This window comes from Micromonospora sp. NPDC049044, from assembly GCF_040649215.1.
Taxonomy (GTDB): Bacteria; Actinomycetota; Actinomycetes; order Mycobacteriales; family Micromonosporaceae; genus Micromonospora.
This window is the reverse complement of sequence record NZ_JBEZFA010000010.1, coordinates 62,426-79,924: the sequence shown is the minus strand read 5'-3', so window position 1 is coordinate 79,924 and position 17,499 is coordinate 62,426. Positions and strand designations below refer to the sequence as shown.

Annotated in this window: 16 protein-coding genes; 6 read left to right on the top strand and 10 right to left on the bottom strand. The window is 73.4% G+C overall.

The annotated features are described in order from the left end of the window. Positions 1-9 precede the first annotated feature (9 nt). From AB0B85_RS10710 to serS, 3 genes are all read left to right on the top strand, one after another. Positions 10-1,206, top strand: a complete 1,197-nt coding sequence (locus AB0B85_RS10710) for a saccharopine dehydrogenase NADP-binding domain-containing protein (RefSeq protein WP_357405825.1) — start codon at positions 10-12, stop codon at positions 1,204-1,206. A 25-nt stretch (positions 1,207-1,231) separates the two neighbouring features. Then, positions 1,232-2,314 (top strand): MerR family transcriptional regulator, encoded by a 1,083-nt coding sequence (locus AB0B85_RS10705; RefSeq protein WP_357405823.1) that lies wholly within the window; start codon positions 1,232-1,234, stop codon positions 2,312-2,314. A 96-nt stretch (positions 2,315-2,410) separates the two neighbouring features. Further along, the gene (gene serS, locus AB0B85_RS10700; protein WP_357406060.1) at positions 2,411-3,694 is read left to right on the top strand and encodes a serine--tRNA ligase; all 1,284 of its coding nucleotides are present in this window, start codon (positions 2,411-2,413) and stop codon (positions 3,692-3,694) included. Between the two features lie 68 nt (positions 3,695-3,762). Here the strand turns inward: serS and AB0B85_RS10695 are convergent, their stop codons facing one another. The 4 genes from AB0B85_RS10695 to AB0B85_RS10680 all read right to left on the bottom strand — a co-directional run bounded on the left by AB0B85_RS10695 (position 3,763) and on the right by AB0B85_RS10680 (position 8,399). Further along, positions 3,763-4,644 (bottom strand): cytochrome c biogenesis protein CcdA, encoded by an 882-nt coding sequence (locus AB0B85_RS10695; RefSeq protein ID WP_357405821.1) that lies wholly within the window; start codon positions 4,642-4,644, stop codon positions 3,763-3,765. Further along, complete coding sequence (locus AB0B85_RS10690) at positions 4,641-5,252, bottom strand: redoxin domain-containing protein (RefSeq protein WP_357405819.1); 612 nt, start codon at positions 5,250-5,252, stop codon at positions 4,641-4,643. The genes AB0B85_RS10695 and AB0B85_RS10690 overlap by 4 nt, the downstream gene beginning before the upstream one ends. A gap of 61 nt (positions 5,253-5,313) precedes the next feature. Continuing rightward, positions 5,314-6,777 (bottom strand): NADH-ubiquinone oxidoreductase-F iron-sulfur binding region domain-containing protein, encoded by a 1,464-nt coding sequence (locus tag AB0B85_RS10685; RefSeq protein WP_357405817.1) that lies wholly within the window; start codon positions 6,775-6,777, stop codon positions 5,314-5,316. Beyond that, positions 6,777-8,399, bottom strand: a complete 1,623-nt coding sequence (locus tag AB0B85_RS10680; protein ID WP_357405815.1) for a hypothetical protein — start codon at positions 8,397-8,399, stop codon at positions 6,777-6,779. The genes AB0B85_RS10685 and AB0B85_RS10680 overlap by 1 nt, the downstream gene beginning before the upstream one ends. A 209-nt stretch (positions 8,400-8,608) precedes the next feature. On the opposite strand from AB0B85_RS10680, the gene AB0B85_RS10675 reads away from it, so the two are divergent. Beyond that, positions 8,609-9,517 carry a L,D-transpeptidase gene (locus tag AB0B85_RS10675; protein WP_357405813.1) on the top strand — a complete coding sequence of 303 codons (909 nt, stop codon included), beginning with the start codon at positions 8,609-8,611 and terminating at the stop codon, positions 9,515-9,517. Positions 9,518-9,527: 10 nt separating this feature from the next. On the opposite strand, the gene AB0B85_RS10670 is transcribed toward AB0B85_RS10675, so the two are convergent. The 4 genes from AB0B85_RS10670 to AB0B85_RS10655 are packed head-to-tail and all read right to left on the bottom strand — an operon-like array spanning position 9,528 to position 13,027. Further along, a complete protein-coding gene (locus AB0B85_RS10670) occupies positions 9,528-10,172 on the bottom strand; it encodes a response regulator transcription factor (RefSeq protein ID WP_357405811.1) in 645 nt (214 codons plus the stop codon). Further along, a complete protein-coding gene (locus AB0B85_RS10665; RefSeq protein WP_357405809.1) occupies positions 10,169-11,299 on the bottom strand; it encodes a histidine kinase in 1,131 nt (376 codons plus the stop codon). The genes AB0B85_RS10670 and AB0B85_RS10665 overlap by 4 nt, the downstream gene beginning before the upstream one ends. Positions 11,300-11,325: 26 nt before the next feature. Beyond that, entirely contained in the window at positions 11,326-12,126 is an 801-nt protein-coding gene (locus AB0B85_RS10660; protein WP_357405807.1) for an ABC transporter permease, read from the bottom strand. A gap of 1 nt (position 12,127) precedes the next feature. Then, positions 12,128-13,027, bottom strand: coding sequence for an ABC transporter ATP-binding protein (locus AB0B85_RS10655; RefSeq protein WP_357405805.1), 900 nt, complete (start codon positions 13,025-13,027; stop codon positions 12,128-12,130). A 196-nt stretch (positions 13,028-13,223) separates the two neighbouring features. Between AB0B85_RS10655 and AB0B85_RS10650 the strand changes: the two genes are divergently transcribed. Next, positions 13,224-14,078, top strand: coding sequence for an alpha/beta fold hydrolase (locus tag AB0B85_RS10650; RefSeq protein WP_357405803.1), 855 nt, complete (start codon positions 13,224-13,226; stop codon positions 14,076-14,078). Positions 14,079-14,162: 84 nt separating this feature from the next. Next, a complete protein-coding gene (locus AB0B85_RS10645; protein WP_357405801.1) occupies positions 14,163-15,332 on the top strand; it encodes a site-2 protease family protein in 1,170 nt (389 codons plus the stop codon). 122 nt (positions 15,333-15,454) lie between these two features. Here the strand turns inward: AB0B85_RS10645 and AB0B85_RS10640 are convergent, their stop codons facing one another. Together AB0B85_RS10640 and AB0B85_RS10635 are read right to left on the bottom strand one after the other, a co-directional pair. Next, a complete protein-coding gene (locus AB0B85_RS10640) occupies positions 15,455-16,726 on the bottom strand; it encodes an FAD-binding protein (protein ID WP_357405798.1) in 1,272 nt (423 codons plus the stop codon). Then, entirely contained in the window at positions 16,723-17,475 is a 753-nt protein-coding gene (locus tag AB0B85_RS10635; RefSeq protein WP_357405796.1) for a hypothetical protein, read from the bottom strand. Before AB0B85_RS10635 ends, AB0B85_RS10640 begins: the two co-directional genes overlap by 4 nt. Positions 17,476-17,499 lie beyond the last annotated feature (24 nt).

Below are 17,499 nucleotides of genomic sequence, written 5' to 3'. Positions count from 1 at the left end.
ACTCTGGGCATGGCTGGGGAGCGAACGTACGACGTGGTGTTGTTCGGGGCGACCGGGTTCACCGGTGGCCTGACCGCCGACTACCTGGCCCGGCACGCGCCGGTCGGGCTGCGCTGGGCGCTGGCCGGGCGCAACCCGGACCGCCTCGCCGCCGTCCGGGACCGGCTCGCCGGGGTCGACCCGAAACTTGCCGACCTGCCGCTGCTCACCGCCGACGTCACCGACGCCGACTCCCTGCGGGCGGTGGCGGGCAGCGCCGGGGTGGTGGCGAGCACCGTCGGCCCGTACGTCCACCACGGCGAGCCGCTCGTCGCTGCCTGCGCGGCGGCCGGCACCGACTATCTGGACATCACCGGCGAGCCGGAGTTCGTCGACCTGACGTACGTGCGTCACCACGCCGAGGCGACCCGCACCGGCGCGCGGCTTGTGCACTCCTGCGGGTTCGACTCCGTCCCGCACGACCTGGGCGTCTGGTTCACCGTCAAGCAGTTGCCCGCCGACGCGCCGATCACAGTGGACGGTTACGTCCGCGCCGGTGGCCGGTTCTCCGCCGGCACCTACCATTCGGCGCTCACCGCGTTCTCCCGTACCGGGCAGGCCAGCCGGGCCGCCCGGGACCGCCGGGCGGTCGAGCCGCGCCCCACCGACCGCCGGGTCCGGGCGGTCCCCGGCCGGCTGGCCCGCTCGTCCGAGCTGGGCATCTGGACCGTCCCGCTGCCGACCATCGACCCGCAGGTGGTCCGCCGGTCGGCGGCGGCCCGCCCGGAGTACGGCCCGGACTTCCGGTACCGGCACTTCGCCGCAGTGAAGCGGCTGCCCACCGTGCTGGCCGCCGCGGTCGGGCTCGGTGCGCTCGTCGGGCTGGTGCGGCTGCCGCCCACCCGACGCTGGCTGCTCGGCCGGCTCGCCTCCGGGCAGGGGCCCACCCCCGAGCAACGGGCGGCGTCCTGGTTCCGGATCCGCTTCGTGGGCACCGGCGGCGGGCAGCGGGTGGTCACCGAGGTGGCCGGCGGCGACCCGGGTTACGACGAGACGGCCAAGATGCTCGCCGAGTCGGCGCTCTGCCTGGCGCTCGACGAGCTGCCACCGACCGCCGGCCAGCTCACCCCGGTCGCCGCGATGGGCGACGCGCTGCTCGACCGGCTCATCCGGGCCGGGCTCACCTTCCGGGTGCTCAGCCAGGAGACGCGGGAGCCCTCGGCTTGACCCTCGACCCGGTCGAGGGGGCAGGATGCCTGGCGTGAGTGACCTGCACAGCATCGGCGAGCTGGCCCGGGCCAGCGGCCTGACCGTCAGCGCGCTGCGCTTCTACGACTCGGCGGGGGTGCTGGAGCCGGCCCTTGTCGACCCGGTGACCGGCTACCGCTGGTACACCGACGAACAGGTCACGCCGGCCCGGTTGGTGGCCGGGCTGCGCCGGATCGGGATGCCGGTGCCGGAGATCGCCGCCGCGGTCCGCGCCGAGCCGGCGGCGGTGCACCAGTTGCTCGACGCGCACCTGCGCCGGTTGGCCGACGGGCTCACCGACGCCCGCCGGGAGGCCGCCCGACTCCGGGCCCTGGTCGACCCGGCCCAGCCGGCCACCACCACGCTGCTGCTCTCCCCCGGTGACCTGGCCGCCGCGCTCGACGCGGTGCGCTTCGCCGTCGGCGTCGACCCCGAGCTGCCGATGCTCTCCGGCGTACTGCTCGACGTGGAGCCGGACGGCGTGCGGCTCGTCGCCACCGACCGGTACCGGCTCGCGCTCGCCCGCGCCACGGCGGACGTCGACGGTCCGCCGGCCCGGGTGTTCGTCCCGGTGGCCCTCATCGACAAGCTCCGGCCGCTACTCGACGCCTCCGACGCCCGGCCGGTGTGGTTGAGCGTGACCGGCGCGCGACTGCGGGTGTTGGTGGCCGGTCGCACGGTGACCGGCAGCGCGCTGCCGTACGACTTCCCGGACTACCGCCGGCTGCTGCGCAAGGCCGTCGGGGAGCGGCCCACCGCGCGCCGGATCCCGGTGGACGTGGCGACGTTGCGCGCGGCGCTTGCCGATCCGGCGGCACCCACTGTCGCCCGGGAACACGACGGCACGACCCGGGAGGTCACCGTGCTCGGCGTCGACGACCAGGGCGGGCTGCGGCTGCTCCCCGCCGCCGACCTGAGCACCGACGCGTTGCGGGTCGGGGTGGACGGCGGCTACCTGCTCGACGCGTTGACCGCGGCCGGCGCGGCGCAGCTCGTGTTGGAGCTGGACGGACCGATCGCCCCGCTGGCCGTACGCCGGACGGACGACGTGGACACCTATTCGGTGTTGATGCCGATCCGACTCTGAGCTGACCGTCCGCACTCCCCGTTCCGGGAGGAAAAGCCCGCGACGGTAGCATCTGGTGGTTCACCAGTGACCCCGGACGGAGGCGTACGGAGCAGCATGCTCGACATGGAGTTGATCCGGAAGGATCGCGAGGCGGTGGCGACCGCGTTGGCGAAGCGTCTGGATCCCGCCGAGGTCACCCGGGCACTGGACGAGATCCAGCGGCTCGACCAGGAACGCCGCGCCCTGATCACGGAGATCGACGCCGATCGCCAGCGCCGCAAGGCGGAGGCGCGGGCGTACGCGGAGGCGAAGCGCGCCGGCCGCGAGCCGGAGGTCGTCACGCCGGAGGCCGGTCGCAAGCAGCTCGCCGAGCTGGAGTCCGAGCTGGACGAGGTGCAGGGGCGGTTGCGCACCGCGATGAGCGAGCTGCCCAACCTGCCCGCCGACGATGTCGTCGCCGGCGGCAAGGAAGCCAACCGGGTGGTCAAGACCTTCGGTGAGCCGCCGGTGATCGAGAAGGTCCGCGACCACGTGGAGTTGAGCCGCGCGCTGGGCCTTGTCGACTACGAGCGCGGCGTCAAGCTCGGCGGGTCCGGTTTCTGGATCTACACGGGCATCGGTGCGCGCCTGGAGTGGGCGCTGCTGAACTACTTCGTCGACCAGCACATCAAGGCCGGCTACGAGTTCCTGCTCCCGCCGCACCTGCTGCTGGACTCGGCCGGCTTCGCCGCCGGGCAGTTCCCCAAGTTCTACGACGACGTCTACCACCTGGATTCGGCGTCCGCCCCACGTGGGCAGTTCCTGCTGCCCACGTCCGAGACGGCGATCCTCGGCGCGTACCAGGACGAGATCCTGGAGACCCCGAAGCTGCCGCTGAAGGCCTTCGCGTACACGCCGTGCTACCGCCGGGAGGCGGCCGGCTCACATTCGGACGAGCGCGGCACCGTGCGGGGCCACCAGTTCAACAAGGTGGAGATCTTCCAGTTCACCCTGCCGGAGCAGGCCGACGCGGCGCTGGCCGAGATGCTCGCCCACGCGGAGAGCCTGGTCGAGGGGCTGGGCCTGCACTACCAGCGCAGCCTGCTCTCGGCCGGTGACGCCAGCGCGTCGATGAAGAAGACCCTCGACATCGAGGTGTGGATGCCGAGCACCGGCAAGTACAAGGAGGTGTCGTCGGTCTCCTGGGCCGGCGACTACCAGGCGCGTCGGGCGGCCATCCGCTACCGCGAGCCCGGTGCCAAGCAGACGCGCTTCGTGCACACCCTCAACGGCTCGGCGCTGGCCACCAGCCGGCTCTTCCCGGCGATCCTTGAGCAGTACCAGCAGCCCGACGGCAGCGTCCTGATCCCCGAGGTCCTCCAAGACCGCCTAGGCACCAACCGCCTAACCCCCCGCTAACCCCCCGCCCCGCCCCCGCCCCCGGCCCCCCGGCCCCCGGCCCGACCCCCGCCCGGTTGATCATGAAGTTATTGCCCGTCGCCTCGGCGTGTCGTGGCAACAACTTCATGATCAACGGGGCGGGGTGGGGGGCGTTTGCGGAGGAGGGCGGTTAGGAGGAGGGCGGTTAGGGCGGCCAGGAGCAGGGTTGGGCCGACGGTGTCCAGCGCGTTGGCCACTGTGTGTTGTAGTCGGGACGCCGCCTGGATGACCGGGTCGCGCAACGCGTCTCGGTGGCCGGCGGCCAGCCTTAGCTCGTACCGGCCGTACCAGGCGACGTAACCACCGGTCACCAGCAGCACCAGGCCGCTGAGGCGGGGCACCAGCGCGCCGGCGACGCGCAGCCGGGCCACCAGGCCGTCGCGCAGCAGCGCCACCCCGAGCGCGGCGACCGCGACCACCAGACCCATCCCGATCGCGTACGCGCCGAACAGCGCCAACCCGCGCCCGGTCGAGCCGGCCTGGAGGCTGGTCACCACGATGGCCAGGAACGGCGCGATGGCGCAGCCGAGCGACGCCAACGCGTACGCCGCGCCGAACAGCGCCATCGACGGCCAGGACCGGGTCAGCCGGGGCGCCCGGGCCGACCAGCCGGGGGCGGGCAGCCGCCGCCCGGCGAGCAGCCAACAACCGGCCAGGACCAGCAGCACGCCGAGCACCACTGTCAGCCACGGCAGCCGGGGCCGCAGCCAGCCGGCCAGCGGCGCGAGCGCCAGACCGAACGCGCCGAACACCAGCACGTACCCCACTGTCAGCCCGGCCGCCGCGGTGAGCGCACGGCCGACCGCGCCGCGGGTGTCCGACGTCCCGGCGACCAACAGCGAGAGGTACGCGGGCAGCAACGCGAAGCCGCACGGGTTGACCGCGCCGAGCATGCCGGCGGTCAGCGCGAGCAGCAGTGCCGCGGTCACGCCCCGGCCAGTGCGGCGACCTTGGCGGTGAGCGCCTCACCGTCCAGGAAGCCCTGGTGCACTATCGCGCCGCTCCGGTCGATGATCACGAAGATGCTCTGCTCGGTCACCTTGAACCGCTTCCAGAGCGCGCCCTTGCGGTCCTCGATCTGCGGCGTCCCGGCGAGGTCGAACTCGGTGACGAACTCCTTCATGGCCCGCTGCTCACCGAGACCGGCGACGCCGATGATCGGCACGGTGTCCCGGTAGCGGGGTGCGATCTCCGCCACCGTCCAGGCCTGACTGGCGCAGGTGGCGCACCACGGCGCCCAGAACCACAGCACCACAGGCTTGCCGGCGAGCTGCGCCGCGTCGAACGCCGTACCGGTGAGGGTGGTCCCGCTGAAGCGCAGGACGTCCGGGACCTGCGCCGGCACCGTGCCGGGCGGCACGCTCGTCGCCGCGCCCGTCGGTCCACCGGTCGGGGTCGGGGCCGCTCCGGCGACGGCCGGCCCACCCGGCGCGGTGCCGGTGCAGGCCGCAGCCCCGAGCAGCGCCACGGCGAGCGCTCCGGCGGTGGCGGCGCGGCGCAGATGCCCGGCTGCCGTCCATGCCATGCCACTGGGCATCCGCTTCTCCGTTCTCGTCAGGAAGGGACACCTTCCTGTGCCTGCGGCGTCGGGGCTTTCCCTACTCGGCCTTGGCGAGGCGCAGAGCCAACTCCGGGCACACCTTGACCGCCTTCAGCGCGCCCTCCCGCAGCCACGTCGGCACGGGGGTGGCGGGGAAGGCGGGATATCCGTTCGCGTCCAGCCGGATGAAGTCCGGTACGACGTGCGCGCACAGGCCGTGCCCGTCACAGCGCGACCAGTCCAGGGTGAGCTTCTGCGGGTTCGCGTCGGGTGCGCCCGGCAGCCCCATCGTGCCCTTGACCCGCCGCCCACAGCCGTCGCCGGTGCTGTGCAGCCGCAGGTCGTCGGCGAAGACCTCGATCGCGGAGAGCGCGAACCGGGCGGTGCCGTCCGGGTGGCTGCACGCGCCCCGACCCTTCACCTCACCGGCGGCGGCCCGCACCACGTCGGCCGGTTGGCTGCCGGCCACGGCCAGGTCCACCGCTCGGGCCAGGTCCGGCAGGCCCATCTTGCACGGTCCGCACTGGCCGGCGGACTCCCCGGCGAGATAGCGCACCACCTGGGCGGCCTCACCGAGTGGGCAGGTGTCGACGCCGAGCGGGATGATGATGCCCGCGCCGAGGGTGCCACCGACGGCGGCCAGGCCCTTGCGGGACACCTCGGCCGTCTCCGCCGCCTCCGGGGTGATCCACTTGCCGTGGTAGCCGCCCATCAGGATGCCCTGCACGTCCGGGACCTCGCACAGGTCGAGGACGTCGCGCAGCGGCATGCCGGCGGTGCACTCCACAACTGCCGGGCGGCCCGCCGCGCCGGTCACGGTGAGCAGCACGGTGCCCGGCTCGTCGTCGGTGCCGAGGGCCGCGTACTCGTACGGGCCGAGGCGCGCGCCGATGGCGAGCTGCGCGTACGTCTCGGCGTTCGACAGCAGGGTGGGCAGGCCGCTGACCCCGGAGTCGCTTGACCGCTTCTTGGTGCCGGGCGGGATGTGCGGCAGCCCGTTGATCCCGTTGACGAGTGCGCCGCCCTCGCCGGAGATGAACCGGTGCGGCACTGTGACGATGGTGGTCAGCACCGGCATCCGGCGCTCTTCGAGGGCCTCCATCAGCGAGTCCCGGCCGACCCCGTCGTCGGCCACCCCGATGACGATCTCGTCGGCGTCCAACGCGTACGCGGCAAGCGCCGCGCCGTCCAGGATCAGGTGCGGGGCCCGGGTGAGCAGCACCTTGTCCTTCCAGCTGGCCGGCTCCCCCTCGGTGGCGTTGACCACCACGACGGCGGCGAGGTCCTGCCGTTCGCAGGACTCCAGCACCGCGCGAAGTTTGCGGGCGAACGGGAAACCCGCCCCGCCCTTGCCCTTGAGCTGCATGCCCTCGGCGAGCCGGAGCAGTTGCGCCGGTTCCATCGGGCCGATCGGGCCGTGCACCTCCTCGTGCGCGGCCAGGTCGAGCCGACCGTACTCGGCGAAGCCGGCAGTGAGCCGGGGCTCGCCCACGCAGGCGACCGGTGGCACTGCCGTCCGCATCACTTCGCCTCACCCCGCAGCCCAGCCCAGTACGCCCCGTCCACCGCGTCGGCGCTGGCCTTGCGGCGTTTGGCGGAGCGGCCCTCGCCGGCGGCCCGCTTGGCGCGGCGCGAGGCCAGGTCGACAAGGGTCGGGGTGTCGTCGACGGGCGGCACCTCGTCCGGCACGTACCGGGCCGGCGGGCGCCAGTAGTCCGGCTCCTCCGGCACGTCGTCGTCGGCGCTGTGCCGGCCGCTGCCGCTGCGCGGCGTCGCCGAGATGGGGCTCGCCGAGATCGGACCGGCGGAGATCGGCTCGGCGGAGACCGGCTCGCCGGCCTGCCAGCGGCGCGGACTGTCCCACGGCTCCTCCGGTTCGGCCGCCGGCAGTGGCGGCGCCGAGTACCGGCTGCCCTCGTCCCGGCTCCGGCGGCTGGACCGCTCGGCGGCGGGTTCCTCGACGCGTCGCCGCCCGGCCGGCACCGCCTCGTCCCGGGTACGCGAGCCGCGCCGCCGGGTCACCGGCGCCGACTCCTCCTCGTCGCGCGCGCGGGTGACGGTCTCCTCGACGCTGCGCCGGGACCTGCGGGTCGCGGGCTCCACCTCGTCCCGCCGGCTCCGCGACGGCCGGTCGGTGTCGCGGGCGGCGGGCTCCTCGACACGTCGGCGGCGGCTGGGCCGGGCCGACTCGACGAGGGAGCCCGGCTCGGGCACCACCGGGACGGTGAAGCGCTCGGAGTCCCGCCGCGCGGCCGGCGCGGCCCAGGTGGCGGTGGTGGTCTCCGCCCAGGCGGGACGCTTCTCCGCGGCGGACTTGCCGCGACGACCCAACCCGCCCAACAGCACCCGAACGGTCTTCGCGTCGTCGGCCCGACCGACCATCACCGCGTTGCGCACCGCCGCCTGGTGCTGTTCGCGGCTGCGACGACCGATGCTTACCGACAGCCGCACCAGCAGGGCCAGCACCACCAGCAGGATGCAGCCGAGGTAGCTGAAAATCACCCAGGGCGCCGCGACCCGACCGGCGTTGAGGCCGTGGAACACGGCGAACGGCCAGGCCAGGTACGCGGTGGAGTGCAGCGTGCGCCACAGCCACTTCGGACCGACGCCGGCGAAGCGGGCCCGGATGATGCCGGTCCAGATCACGCTGACCATCAGCAGGGCGGCCACGGTCCCGAGCCCGACGTAGAGCCCTCGGCCGCCGACGAACGGCACCAGGGCGTCTGTCGCGCCGGCCCGCCCGGTGGCGATCTTGGTTAGGACGTGGAAACCGAGCCCGGCCACGCCCAGCACACCGGTGGCCCGGTGGGCCGACTGCACCAGCACCCGGTGCGCGATGCCCAGCACCAGCCGGTCGGTGGCGAGCAGGCCGAGCATCACGGTCAGGCTCAACGCGACAAGCGAGACCACCCCGGCGAAGAACTCGGTGAAGAAGAAACCGTACGCGTACGCCGTCTGCCCGGCGCCCGTCAACATGATCGCCGCCCACAGTGCGGCGAGCACCGACGCGATCAGCAGGGTCGCCGCCGACCGTGACCGTGTGCGCACCCCCCGACTGCTGGCGCTGGTCCGGACGGTGGCCGCCTTCTCGTTCTGCTGTGCCCGGGCCATCTGCTCCTCGATCGTCTCGCGGCGGCGTACCACCGGCCGACCCCTGCTCCCCCATCCAGTACGGACCGACGGGGCGCGCGGATCACCAGTCCGGAAAATTTCTCGGCCGCGATCGAACCGAACGGCGCCGACGTGCGTTTGCGTCCACATCGGGCGCCCTGGTCGCCCGCGCCCGCGACGTTCGGTCGGCGGGTCTCACCGAACCGGGAGCTTCGACGCGTCCGCCACCTTAGAGTGGTTTGGTGCCGTTTGACCGAAAGTCTCCGTACCGCCGCCGTGGCCCCTGGTTGGTCGCCGCCGTCGCCGTACCGGCCCTACTGGTGGCCGCACTGCTGGTGGGGCAGGCCCTGACGCCTGGCACGGCGGCCCCCGACCAACAGATCGCGGCGGCCGACCCCACGCCGAGCAGCGTCGACCAGAGCCCCGAGGAGTCGATCCCGCCGGCCGCGCCCGCCCCGGCGGGGCTGCCGGTGGTCGACTACGACCCGGCTCCCGGCGGCTTCCCCACGGACCCGGCCACCATGGACACCACGGCGTTGACCGAGGGTGCGCACCCGACCAGGCGGGTCACCGCGTACGACGCACCCGGCGGCCGTCCGCGCGCCTTCCTCGAACCAACGATCAACGGCGTCGAGCTGACCATGCCGATCGCCGACCGGCGGGCCGGCTGGACGGCGGTCCTGCTGCCGTCGGCCAATCGGCGGCTCGCCTGGCTGCCTCCCGGTGGGTTCGACACCGTGGCGCTGCGCGACCAGATCGTGGTGGAACGCAAGGTCCACCGGCTCACCTGGTACCGGGCCGGCAAGGCGGTGCGTTCCTGGGAGGTCAGCCTCGGCCAGTCGGGGCAGGACACCCCGCTCGGGCGGACCTTCATCCTGGGCCGCACCCCACCGCCCGAGGAGGTCTACGGCGGGGTGGACATCTACGCGCTCGGGTCGGTGCCCGACGACCCCGAGTCGGTGCCCGCCGGGCTGCGCGGCGCGCACATCGGGGTGCACACCTGGCACAACGACGACGAGTTGGGCGAGAACACCACAAACGGCTGTATCCGGCTGACCCGCAGCGGTCAACGGGAGTTGCTCGCCGAGGTCCGCCCGGGCAGCAGCGTGGTGGTTGTCGACAAGCTGCCCACCCCGCCCCCGACCGCCTGACCGGCGGGGGTCACTCGCCGAGCAGCCAGCCGTTCTGCTCGGCGACCCGGATCGCCTCGGCCCGGTTGCGGGCGCCGGTCTTGCCGATCGCCGCCGAGAGGTGGTTGCGCACCGTCCCCTCGGACAGGTGCAGCGCCCCGGCCAGATCGGCGACAGTGCCACCGCCACGGGCGGTCCGCAGCACCTCGGTCTCCCGGTCGGTGAGCGGGCTCACCCCGGCGGCCAGGGTCTCGGCGGCAAGCGTGGGGTCGACCACCCGCAGGCCGGCGTGCACCCGACGGACCGCGTCGGCGAGTTGCCGGGCCGGGGTGTCCTTGACGACGAAGCCGCTCGCGCCGGCCTCCATCGCCCGACGCAGGTAGCCGGGCCGACCGAAGGTGGTCACCACAAGCACGCGGCAGCTCGGCAGGGCGGCCCGTAACGCGGCGGTGGCGGCGATCCCGTCCAGGCCGGGCATCTCCACGTCCAGCAGCGCGACGTCGGGGTCGCTGTCGCGGGCCGCCGGCACCACCTCGTCGCCCCGGCCGACCTCCGCCACCACGCTCAGGTCGTCCTCGAGCGACAGCAGCGCGGCCAGCGCGCCGCGGACCAGTGCCTGGTCGTCGGCGAGCAGCAGCCGGATCGGGTTGGACGGTCCCGCGCCGGAGGCACTCACCGGGTCTCCGCCGGGGCGTGCACCCGGAGCAGGAAACCACTCCCGTCGGGTCGGCGACCGACGCTCAGCACGGCGTCCAACTCCCGCGCCCGCTCACGCAGGCCGACCAGCCCGTGCCCGCTGGCGTCGGGAGTGGACAGGCCCCGACCGTCGTCGCTGACCTCGACCCGGTCCGGGTGCACCCGGACCGTGCAGGACCGCGCCCCGCTGTGCCGAACCACGTTGGTCACCCCTTCCCGTACCGCCCACCCGAACAGTCGGTCCCACTCGTCCGGCAACGCCGGCACCTCGCCCGGCAGGTCCGCCGCGATGCCCGCCGCGGCCAGCGCGGAGCGGGCGCCGGCCAGCTCCCCGGCGAGGGTGACCTCGCGGTACGCCCCGACCGTCTGCCGCACGTCGGCCAGTGCGGCGCGGGCCAGCGCCTCCACCTCGGCGATCTCGGCGGCGGCGCGGTCGCGGTCCACCTGGATGAGCCGGCCGGCCAACTCGGCCTTGATCGCCACCACCGTCAACGAGTGCCCGAGGATGTCGTGCAGGTCGCGGGCGGCGCGGGCCCGCTCCTCGGCGACCGCGAGCCGACCGATCTCCCGCTGGGCGGCCTGCAACTCCCCGTTGCGCTGGGCCAGCCGGGACACCCCGAACATCGCGAACGAGGCGAGCAGCACCGCGAAGACGACGCCGTTCTCCGCCTGCCAACCCGGCACCAGCCAGGACGCCAGCACCGGGGTCAGCGCGCAGAGCAGCACCGCGGCCAACGCCTCCGCCGCCGGCAGCAGGAACACCCCGGCGGCCGCCACGTAGACCAGGGTGACCAGCCAGTCCCCACCGGTGCCGGGGATGCTGACCAGGCCCACCGCGAGCAGCAGCACCAGCCCGACCCGCGCCCGACCCACCGGGATCGGCAACAGTGCCTGGCGCCGCTTGCGGGCCCACTCGAACAGCAGCACGTAACCGAGGCCGAAGACGACAAGGGCGGCCACGCCGAGCAGCCGCCGCCACGGCTCGGGCTGGCGCAACGCGGTGGCGAGCGGCACGTTGAGGAAGAACAGCCACACGGCGGCCAGCAGCCAGCCGGTGAACCGCCAGTGGCGGCTCACCGGTCGGGGCTGCCCGGTCGGAAGGTCCATCGGGTCCACGCTAACCGTCGTGGTGGTCAGACCCGCGCGGTGTCCCGGCGGAACAGCCGGGCCGCACCGACACCGAAGACCAGCGCCCAGCCGACGAGGTTGACCACCGCCACCACGCTCACCCCGTCGCCGGTCAGTGGGGCCCGGGCCAGCACCCCCATGCCGTACACCGGGGTGAACTTCGCGACCTGCTGGAGCACCTCCGGCAGCACCTCGACCGGAACGAACAGGCCACCGAACATGGCAAGCACGGCCAGGATCGGACCGATGAACTGCATGACGTTCTCGGCCGGCACCAGGTAGCCGATGAACAGGCCGAACGCGGCGAAGACGAGCGAGCCGACCCAGGCCGCGAGCCCGGAGAGCAGCCACACGTACACCGGGATGCGCACACCGGCCGCGGCGCCCACCAGGAACTCGACGACGACGGCGAGCAGGCCGAGGGTCATCGCGGTGACCAGCTTCATCGCCACGTACGCGGTCGGGCGCAACGGGGTGAGCCGCAGCTGACGGCTCCAGCCCAGGGCCCGCTCGGTGGCGACCGCGCCGCCCGCGCTCGTGGTCGCCACCATGGCCGCGTACACCGCCAGGCTGATCATGACGTACGCCGTGACCGGGCGGCCGTTGTCGAGCGACTGCCCGCCCTGCGGCAGACCGAAGATGAGGAAGAAGACGCCGGGCATGATCAGCGTGAAGGCGAGGGTACGGCGGTTGCGCAGCACCCGACGCAGCTCGATGCGCAGGACGCCCGGGGCGAAACCGCCGAGGGCGGGCAGCCGGCGGTCCGGCTCGACGGCACGGGTGGGGGTGGGGGTGGGTGCGGTCATCTCAGGCTCCGGGGTGCGCGGTGGTCAGGGCGAGGAAGGCGTCCTCGAGGTTGCGGGAGGTGATCTCCACGTCCCGGGCGTCGGTCCGGGTGAGCAGGTGCCGGGCGATCGCGTCCGAGTCGCTGGTGCGCACCAGCACGCTGTCGCCGCGTACCTCGACGGCGTCAACGCCGGGCAGCGCGGCCAGCGCGGCCTGGTCGGCGCCGGGCAGGGTGGCCCGGACCGTACGGCCGGCGGCCAGGTTCTTGATCTCCGCGGTGGTGCCGTCGGCCACGATGCGCCCCTGTCGGACCAGCACGATCCGGTCGGCGTACGCGTCGGCCTCGTCCAGGTAGTGGGTGGCGAAGATGACGGTCCGGCCGGCCCGCGCGTCGCGGCGGAGGGCCTGCCAGAAGTCCCGCCGACCCTCGACGTCCATGCCGGTGGTCGGCTCGTCGAGCACCATCAGATCCGGGTCGGGCAGCAGCGCCAGCGCGAAGCGCAGCCGTTGCTGCTGGCCGCCGGAGCAGCGCCCGACGACCCGACCGGCGATGTCGGCGATGCCGGCCCGCTCGAGCACCTCGCCCGTCGGGCGGGTGTGCCGGTAGAAGTGCGCGCTCAGCTCGACCGTCTCACCGACGGTGAGGTCCTTGAGCAGCCCGCCGGTCTGCAACACGGCGGCGACCCGGCCCCGGGCCACCGCGTCGTCCGGGGTGCCGCCGAGGATGCGGACGGTGCCCGCATCCGGGCGGGCCAGACCGAGCAGCATGTCGATGGTGGTGGTCTTACCCGCCCCGTTGGGGCCGAGGAACGCCACCACCTCGCCGGGCTGCACCCGCAGGCTCAGCCCGTCGACAGCGGTGACCGCGCCGAAGGTCTTGGTGAGGCCGTTCAACTCGACGGCCGGATGCGTACTGGTCATGTCAATCATGCTCCGGCGGCGCGGACCTCGATGCCCGGAGCGGTCGTCACGTTCGGACCGTGACATTTGTCAGGGGCCGTTCCGGGGCGGTCCTGGGCGCGGCGCCACGCAGCCTGAGGGAACCCGGCGGTGCAGGCATTCCAGGCGCGGCAGCGGGTAACCGCCGGGCCGGACGCCGCGACACTGGGAGGACGCGATGGGTGCCACGCCGCAGGGTCGGGTCGACACGGTCGTGCTGATCCACGGACTCTGGATGACCCCGCGCAGCTGGGAGGGGTGGGCGCAGCGGTACACCGCGCGCGGCATGCACGTCATCGCCCCCGCCTGGCCCGGGATGGACCGGTCCGTGGAGCAGTTGCGCGACGACCCCGGCCCGATCGCCGAGCAGAGCATCGCCACGATCGTCGCGCACTACGACAAGATCATCCGGGCGTTGCCCCGACCCCCGATCATCATGGGGCACTCGTTCGGCGGCCTGTTCGCCCAGGTCCTCGCCGATCGGGGTCTCGGTGCGGCGGTGGTGGGGGTGCACCCCGCGGCGATCAAGGGGGTGCTCAAGGTGCCGCTGAGTCAGCTGCGCTCCGGCTTCCCGATCCTGCGCAGCCCCGCCAACCGCGGCAAGGCCGTCCCGTTCACCCCTGACGACTTCGCCTACACCTTCGGCAACACGATGAGCCGCGCGGACTCCGACCGGGCCTGGCAGCGCTATGCCGTCCCCGGGGCCGGCCGGGTGTTCTTCGAGGGTGCCTTCGCCAACGTGGACCCGCGCTCTCCGGCCCGGGTCGACACCGGACGCATCGACCGGGCGCCACTACTGCTGATGGCCGGCGGTGCGGACCACGTGGTGCCGGCGTCGGTCGTCCGGACCAACGCGGGGCTCTACCAGAAGTCCCGGGCGCTCACCGCGTACGAGGAGTTCCCCGGCCGATCACACTTCACCGTCGGGCAGGACGGCTGGGAGCAGATCGCCGACTACGCGCTGGACTGGGCACTGCGCGCCGCCGCCCTGCCCCGGGAGGCGACGATCGCCAGCGAGGCCCCCCGCCGCTGACCGGCGAGGGGCAGCGCGCCGGGCGATCACGCGGTGCGCCTGATTCTTCGGCATGCCGCCGGCCTGGCGGGGTATCCCGGCGGGATGAGGGCCAGTTTCCGACTTGGTCGGATCGCGGGAGTGCCGGTCGGTGTCAACTGGAGCGTTCTGGTCATCTTCGCGTTGATCGCGTGGGGGTTGGCCGCCAACCAGTTCCCCCGCTCGTACCCCGACCGCTCGTCCGTGGCGTACACCCTCGCCGGGCTGGCCGCGGCGGTGGTCTTCTTCGTGGGCCTGCTCGCCCACGAGGTGTCGCACGCGGTGGTGGCCAAGCGCAACGGGCTGACGGTCGACGGCATCACGCTGTGGCTGTTCGGTGGCGTGGCCGAGCTGCGGGGCGAGCCGCGCGACCCCGGCGCGGAGCTGCGGATCGCCGGCGTCGGCCCGCTGGTCAGCCTGCTGCTCGGGGCGTTCTTCGGGGCCATCGCGGCGCTGCTGGCGCTTGCCGGGCAGGGCGGGTTGCTGTTCGGGGCGGTGGCCTGGCTGGCCGGCATCAACGTGCTGCTTGCCATCTTCAACGTGTTGCCGGCCGCACCCCTGGACGGTGGTCGGTTGCTGCGCGCCGCGGTCTGGAAGGCCACCGGTGACCGGACCCGGGCGTCGGTGGTCGCCGCGCGGGCCGGCTGGGTGCTCGGCGTCCTGCTGATCGGCCTGGGGCTGTGGCAGTTCCTGTCCGGGGTCGGGTTCGGTGGGCTCTGGCTGGCCCTGATCGGCTGGTTCCTGATCGGTGCGGCCGGGATGGAGGAGCGGCAGGCCCGCACCGGCAGCGCCCTGCGCGGGATCCGGGTGGGTGACGTCATGACGCCGCAGCCGCAGACCGCCTCGGCGGAGATGACCGTCGCGGACTTCGTCGACAACTACCTGTTCGCGTACCGGCATTCGGCGCTCCCGCTGACCGAGGACGGCCGGCCGATCGGCCTGGTCACCGTCGACCGGGTGCGGGGCGTACCGCCCGAGCGGCGGGCCTCGACCACGCTGGCCGAGGTGGCCTGCCGAGCCGACGAACTGGTCCTGGCCCAGCCCGGCGAACAGCTCAACGACCTGCTCCCCCGACTCACGGAGTGCGCCGACGGCCGAGCCCTGGTGGTCAGCGAAACCGGCCACCTGACCGGCATCATCTCCCCCACCGACATCAGCCGAGCGGTCCAGAGCGCCACCCTCCAAACCCAAACCCAAACCCAAACCCAAACCCAAACCCCCACCCCGCCCCGTTGAGCCCACCCCGCCCCGTTGATCATGAAGTTATTGCCACCCGGTGCGGCGTGTCGTGGCAATAACTTCATGATCAACGCAGAAGGGAGCCGGGGGGTGGGGGTGGGGTGGGGGTGGGGTGGGGGTTAGCGGGGGAAGTAGCGGTTGAGGAGGTTGGTGCGGAACTTGCCGGGGGGGTCCAGGTCGGTCAGGAGGGCGGCGAAGTCGGCGTGGCGGGGGTAGCGGGCGGCGAGCGTTGCCGGGTCGGTGACGAAGACCTTGCCCCAGTGCGGGCGGGGCGCGAAGGGTGCCAGGCACTCCTCCACGGCCTCCACCACGGGCAGCACGGCCGCGGTGTCGTCGATCCAGGTGAAGTGCACGACGAAGCTGTCCCGCTGGTGGTTCGGGCTGAGCCACAGTTCGTCGGCCGCCACGGTCCGCAACTCGCACACCAGCAGCACCGGTGCGATCAGGTGCGCCACGTCGTCCAGCGCGGCGAGCGCGTCGGCCGCCGACGTCCGCGCGATGTGGTACTCGGACTGCAACTCGTCGCCGCTACTCGGGGTGAAGCCGAGCTTGAAGTGCGGCAGCCGCTCGTGCCACGGACCCGGCTCGCCGAGCTGCGGGGTGCAGTTCTCCGGTGGCATGCCGAGCACCGGGTGCCGGGGGCTGTCGGCGGCGGTGGTGCCGAGCCAGTCGGCAGGCGGCGGCGACTGGTCGGCCAACTGCTTGCGCCAGACCTCACGCAGCCGGGGCTCACGCCAGTCGGTGAAGACACTCACGCTGTACGCCGAGCCGAGCGCCTCGTCCAACGCCTCCCGGTCGAGGTCGAGGTGCACGTACTGGCGCAGCTCGAAGGCCGGCACCACGTCGAGGGTGACCCGGGTGACCAGGCCGAGCGCGCCGAGACCGACCACCATGCCGGCGAACCTGTCGGTGTCGCGGTCGACCCGCAGCAGGTCACCGGTGGCGGTGACCAACTCCAGGCCGGCGACAGCGCTGGCCAGGTTGCCGTGGGTCTGGCCGGAGCCGTGGGTGGCGGTGGCCACCGCGCCGGCCACCGAGATGTGTGGCAGCGAGGCGAGGTTGGCGAGCGCGTACCCCTGGGTGTGCAGATGTCGGGCGAGGTCGCCGTAGCGCATCGCCCCGCTCACTGTGACCTGCCTGCGCTCGTGGTCCACCTCGACCACCGGGGGCAGCCCGGCGAGGGTGACCAGGTCACCGTCGGTGTCGCCGAGGCGGTTGAAGGAGTGCCCGCTGCCCACCGCCCGGATCCGGGTGCTGTCGGCGACCAGCCGGCGCAGTTCGTCGACCGACGTGGGCCGGTGGAACGCCTTCGCGGCGTACCGCACGTTGCCAGCCCAGTTGCGGCGCGGAACGTCGGTGGTCGACCCGGCCTGCGGTCCCTGCGCGGTCATGTGGCGGTCTCCCGATCGGTGGTCTCGTGGTCGGCCAACGCGGCGACGAGGGCGTCCAGAACCGTATCCGTCTGAACCGTGTGGTAACCACGCTGGGCGATCGGCAGACCTGCCGCGTGCGTGCGTTCGATCTCACCCCGGGCCGACTGCCGGGTCGGCGCGTCCCCGGACAGCAGGGCGTCCTGGCCGCGTCGGATCAACCTGTCGACCCGGTCCATCTGGTAGCCCCGCAGGCCCACCGGCAGGTCCGGGTCGGCGAAGGCGGCGCGGCGCAACGCCAGCAGGTCGACGAAACGGTCACCGGCGTACCGGGTGAGCGCGGCGGACACCTGATCGGGCTGCTCACGGACCTGGTCGAGGACGAGCAACTCGATGGCGGGGCGGCCGTCGAGTGGGTGGCGGGCGGTCACCGGCTCCAGCGGCACCCCCGGCCCGGGCACCAGCAGCAGTCGCGGCGGTCTCCGGTAGCCGTCGCGGCGGGGCGGCTCGTCGAGGACCAACGCGTCGACCTCGGCCCACCGGATGTCCCGACGCAGGCCGGGCCGTCGGATGGTGAGCCCCTCGGCGCCGATCCCGAACCGGAACGGTCGCAGCGCACTGACCAGTGCCGCGACGCCGAGCGCCACAGCGCCCCCCGCGATGATCGTCCGGAGCAGGGCGCCGTCGCTGGGATAGACGAGCAGCAGCACCCCGCCGAGTACGCACACCAGAGCGAGCGCACGGGCCCCCCGATTCCGGCGCAGTTCCACGCGCGGACCCCCGTTCATGACCGT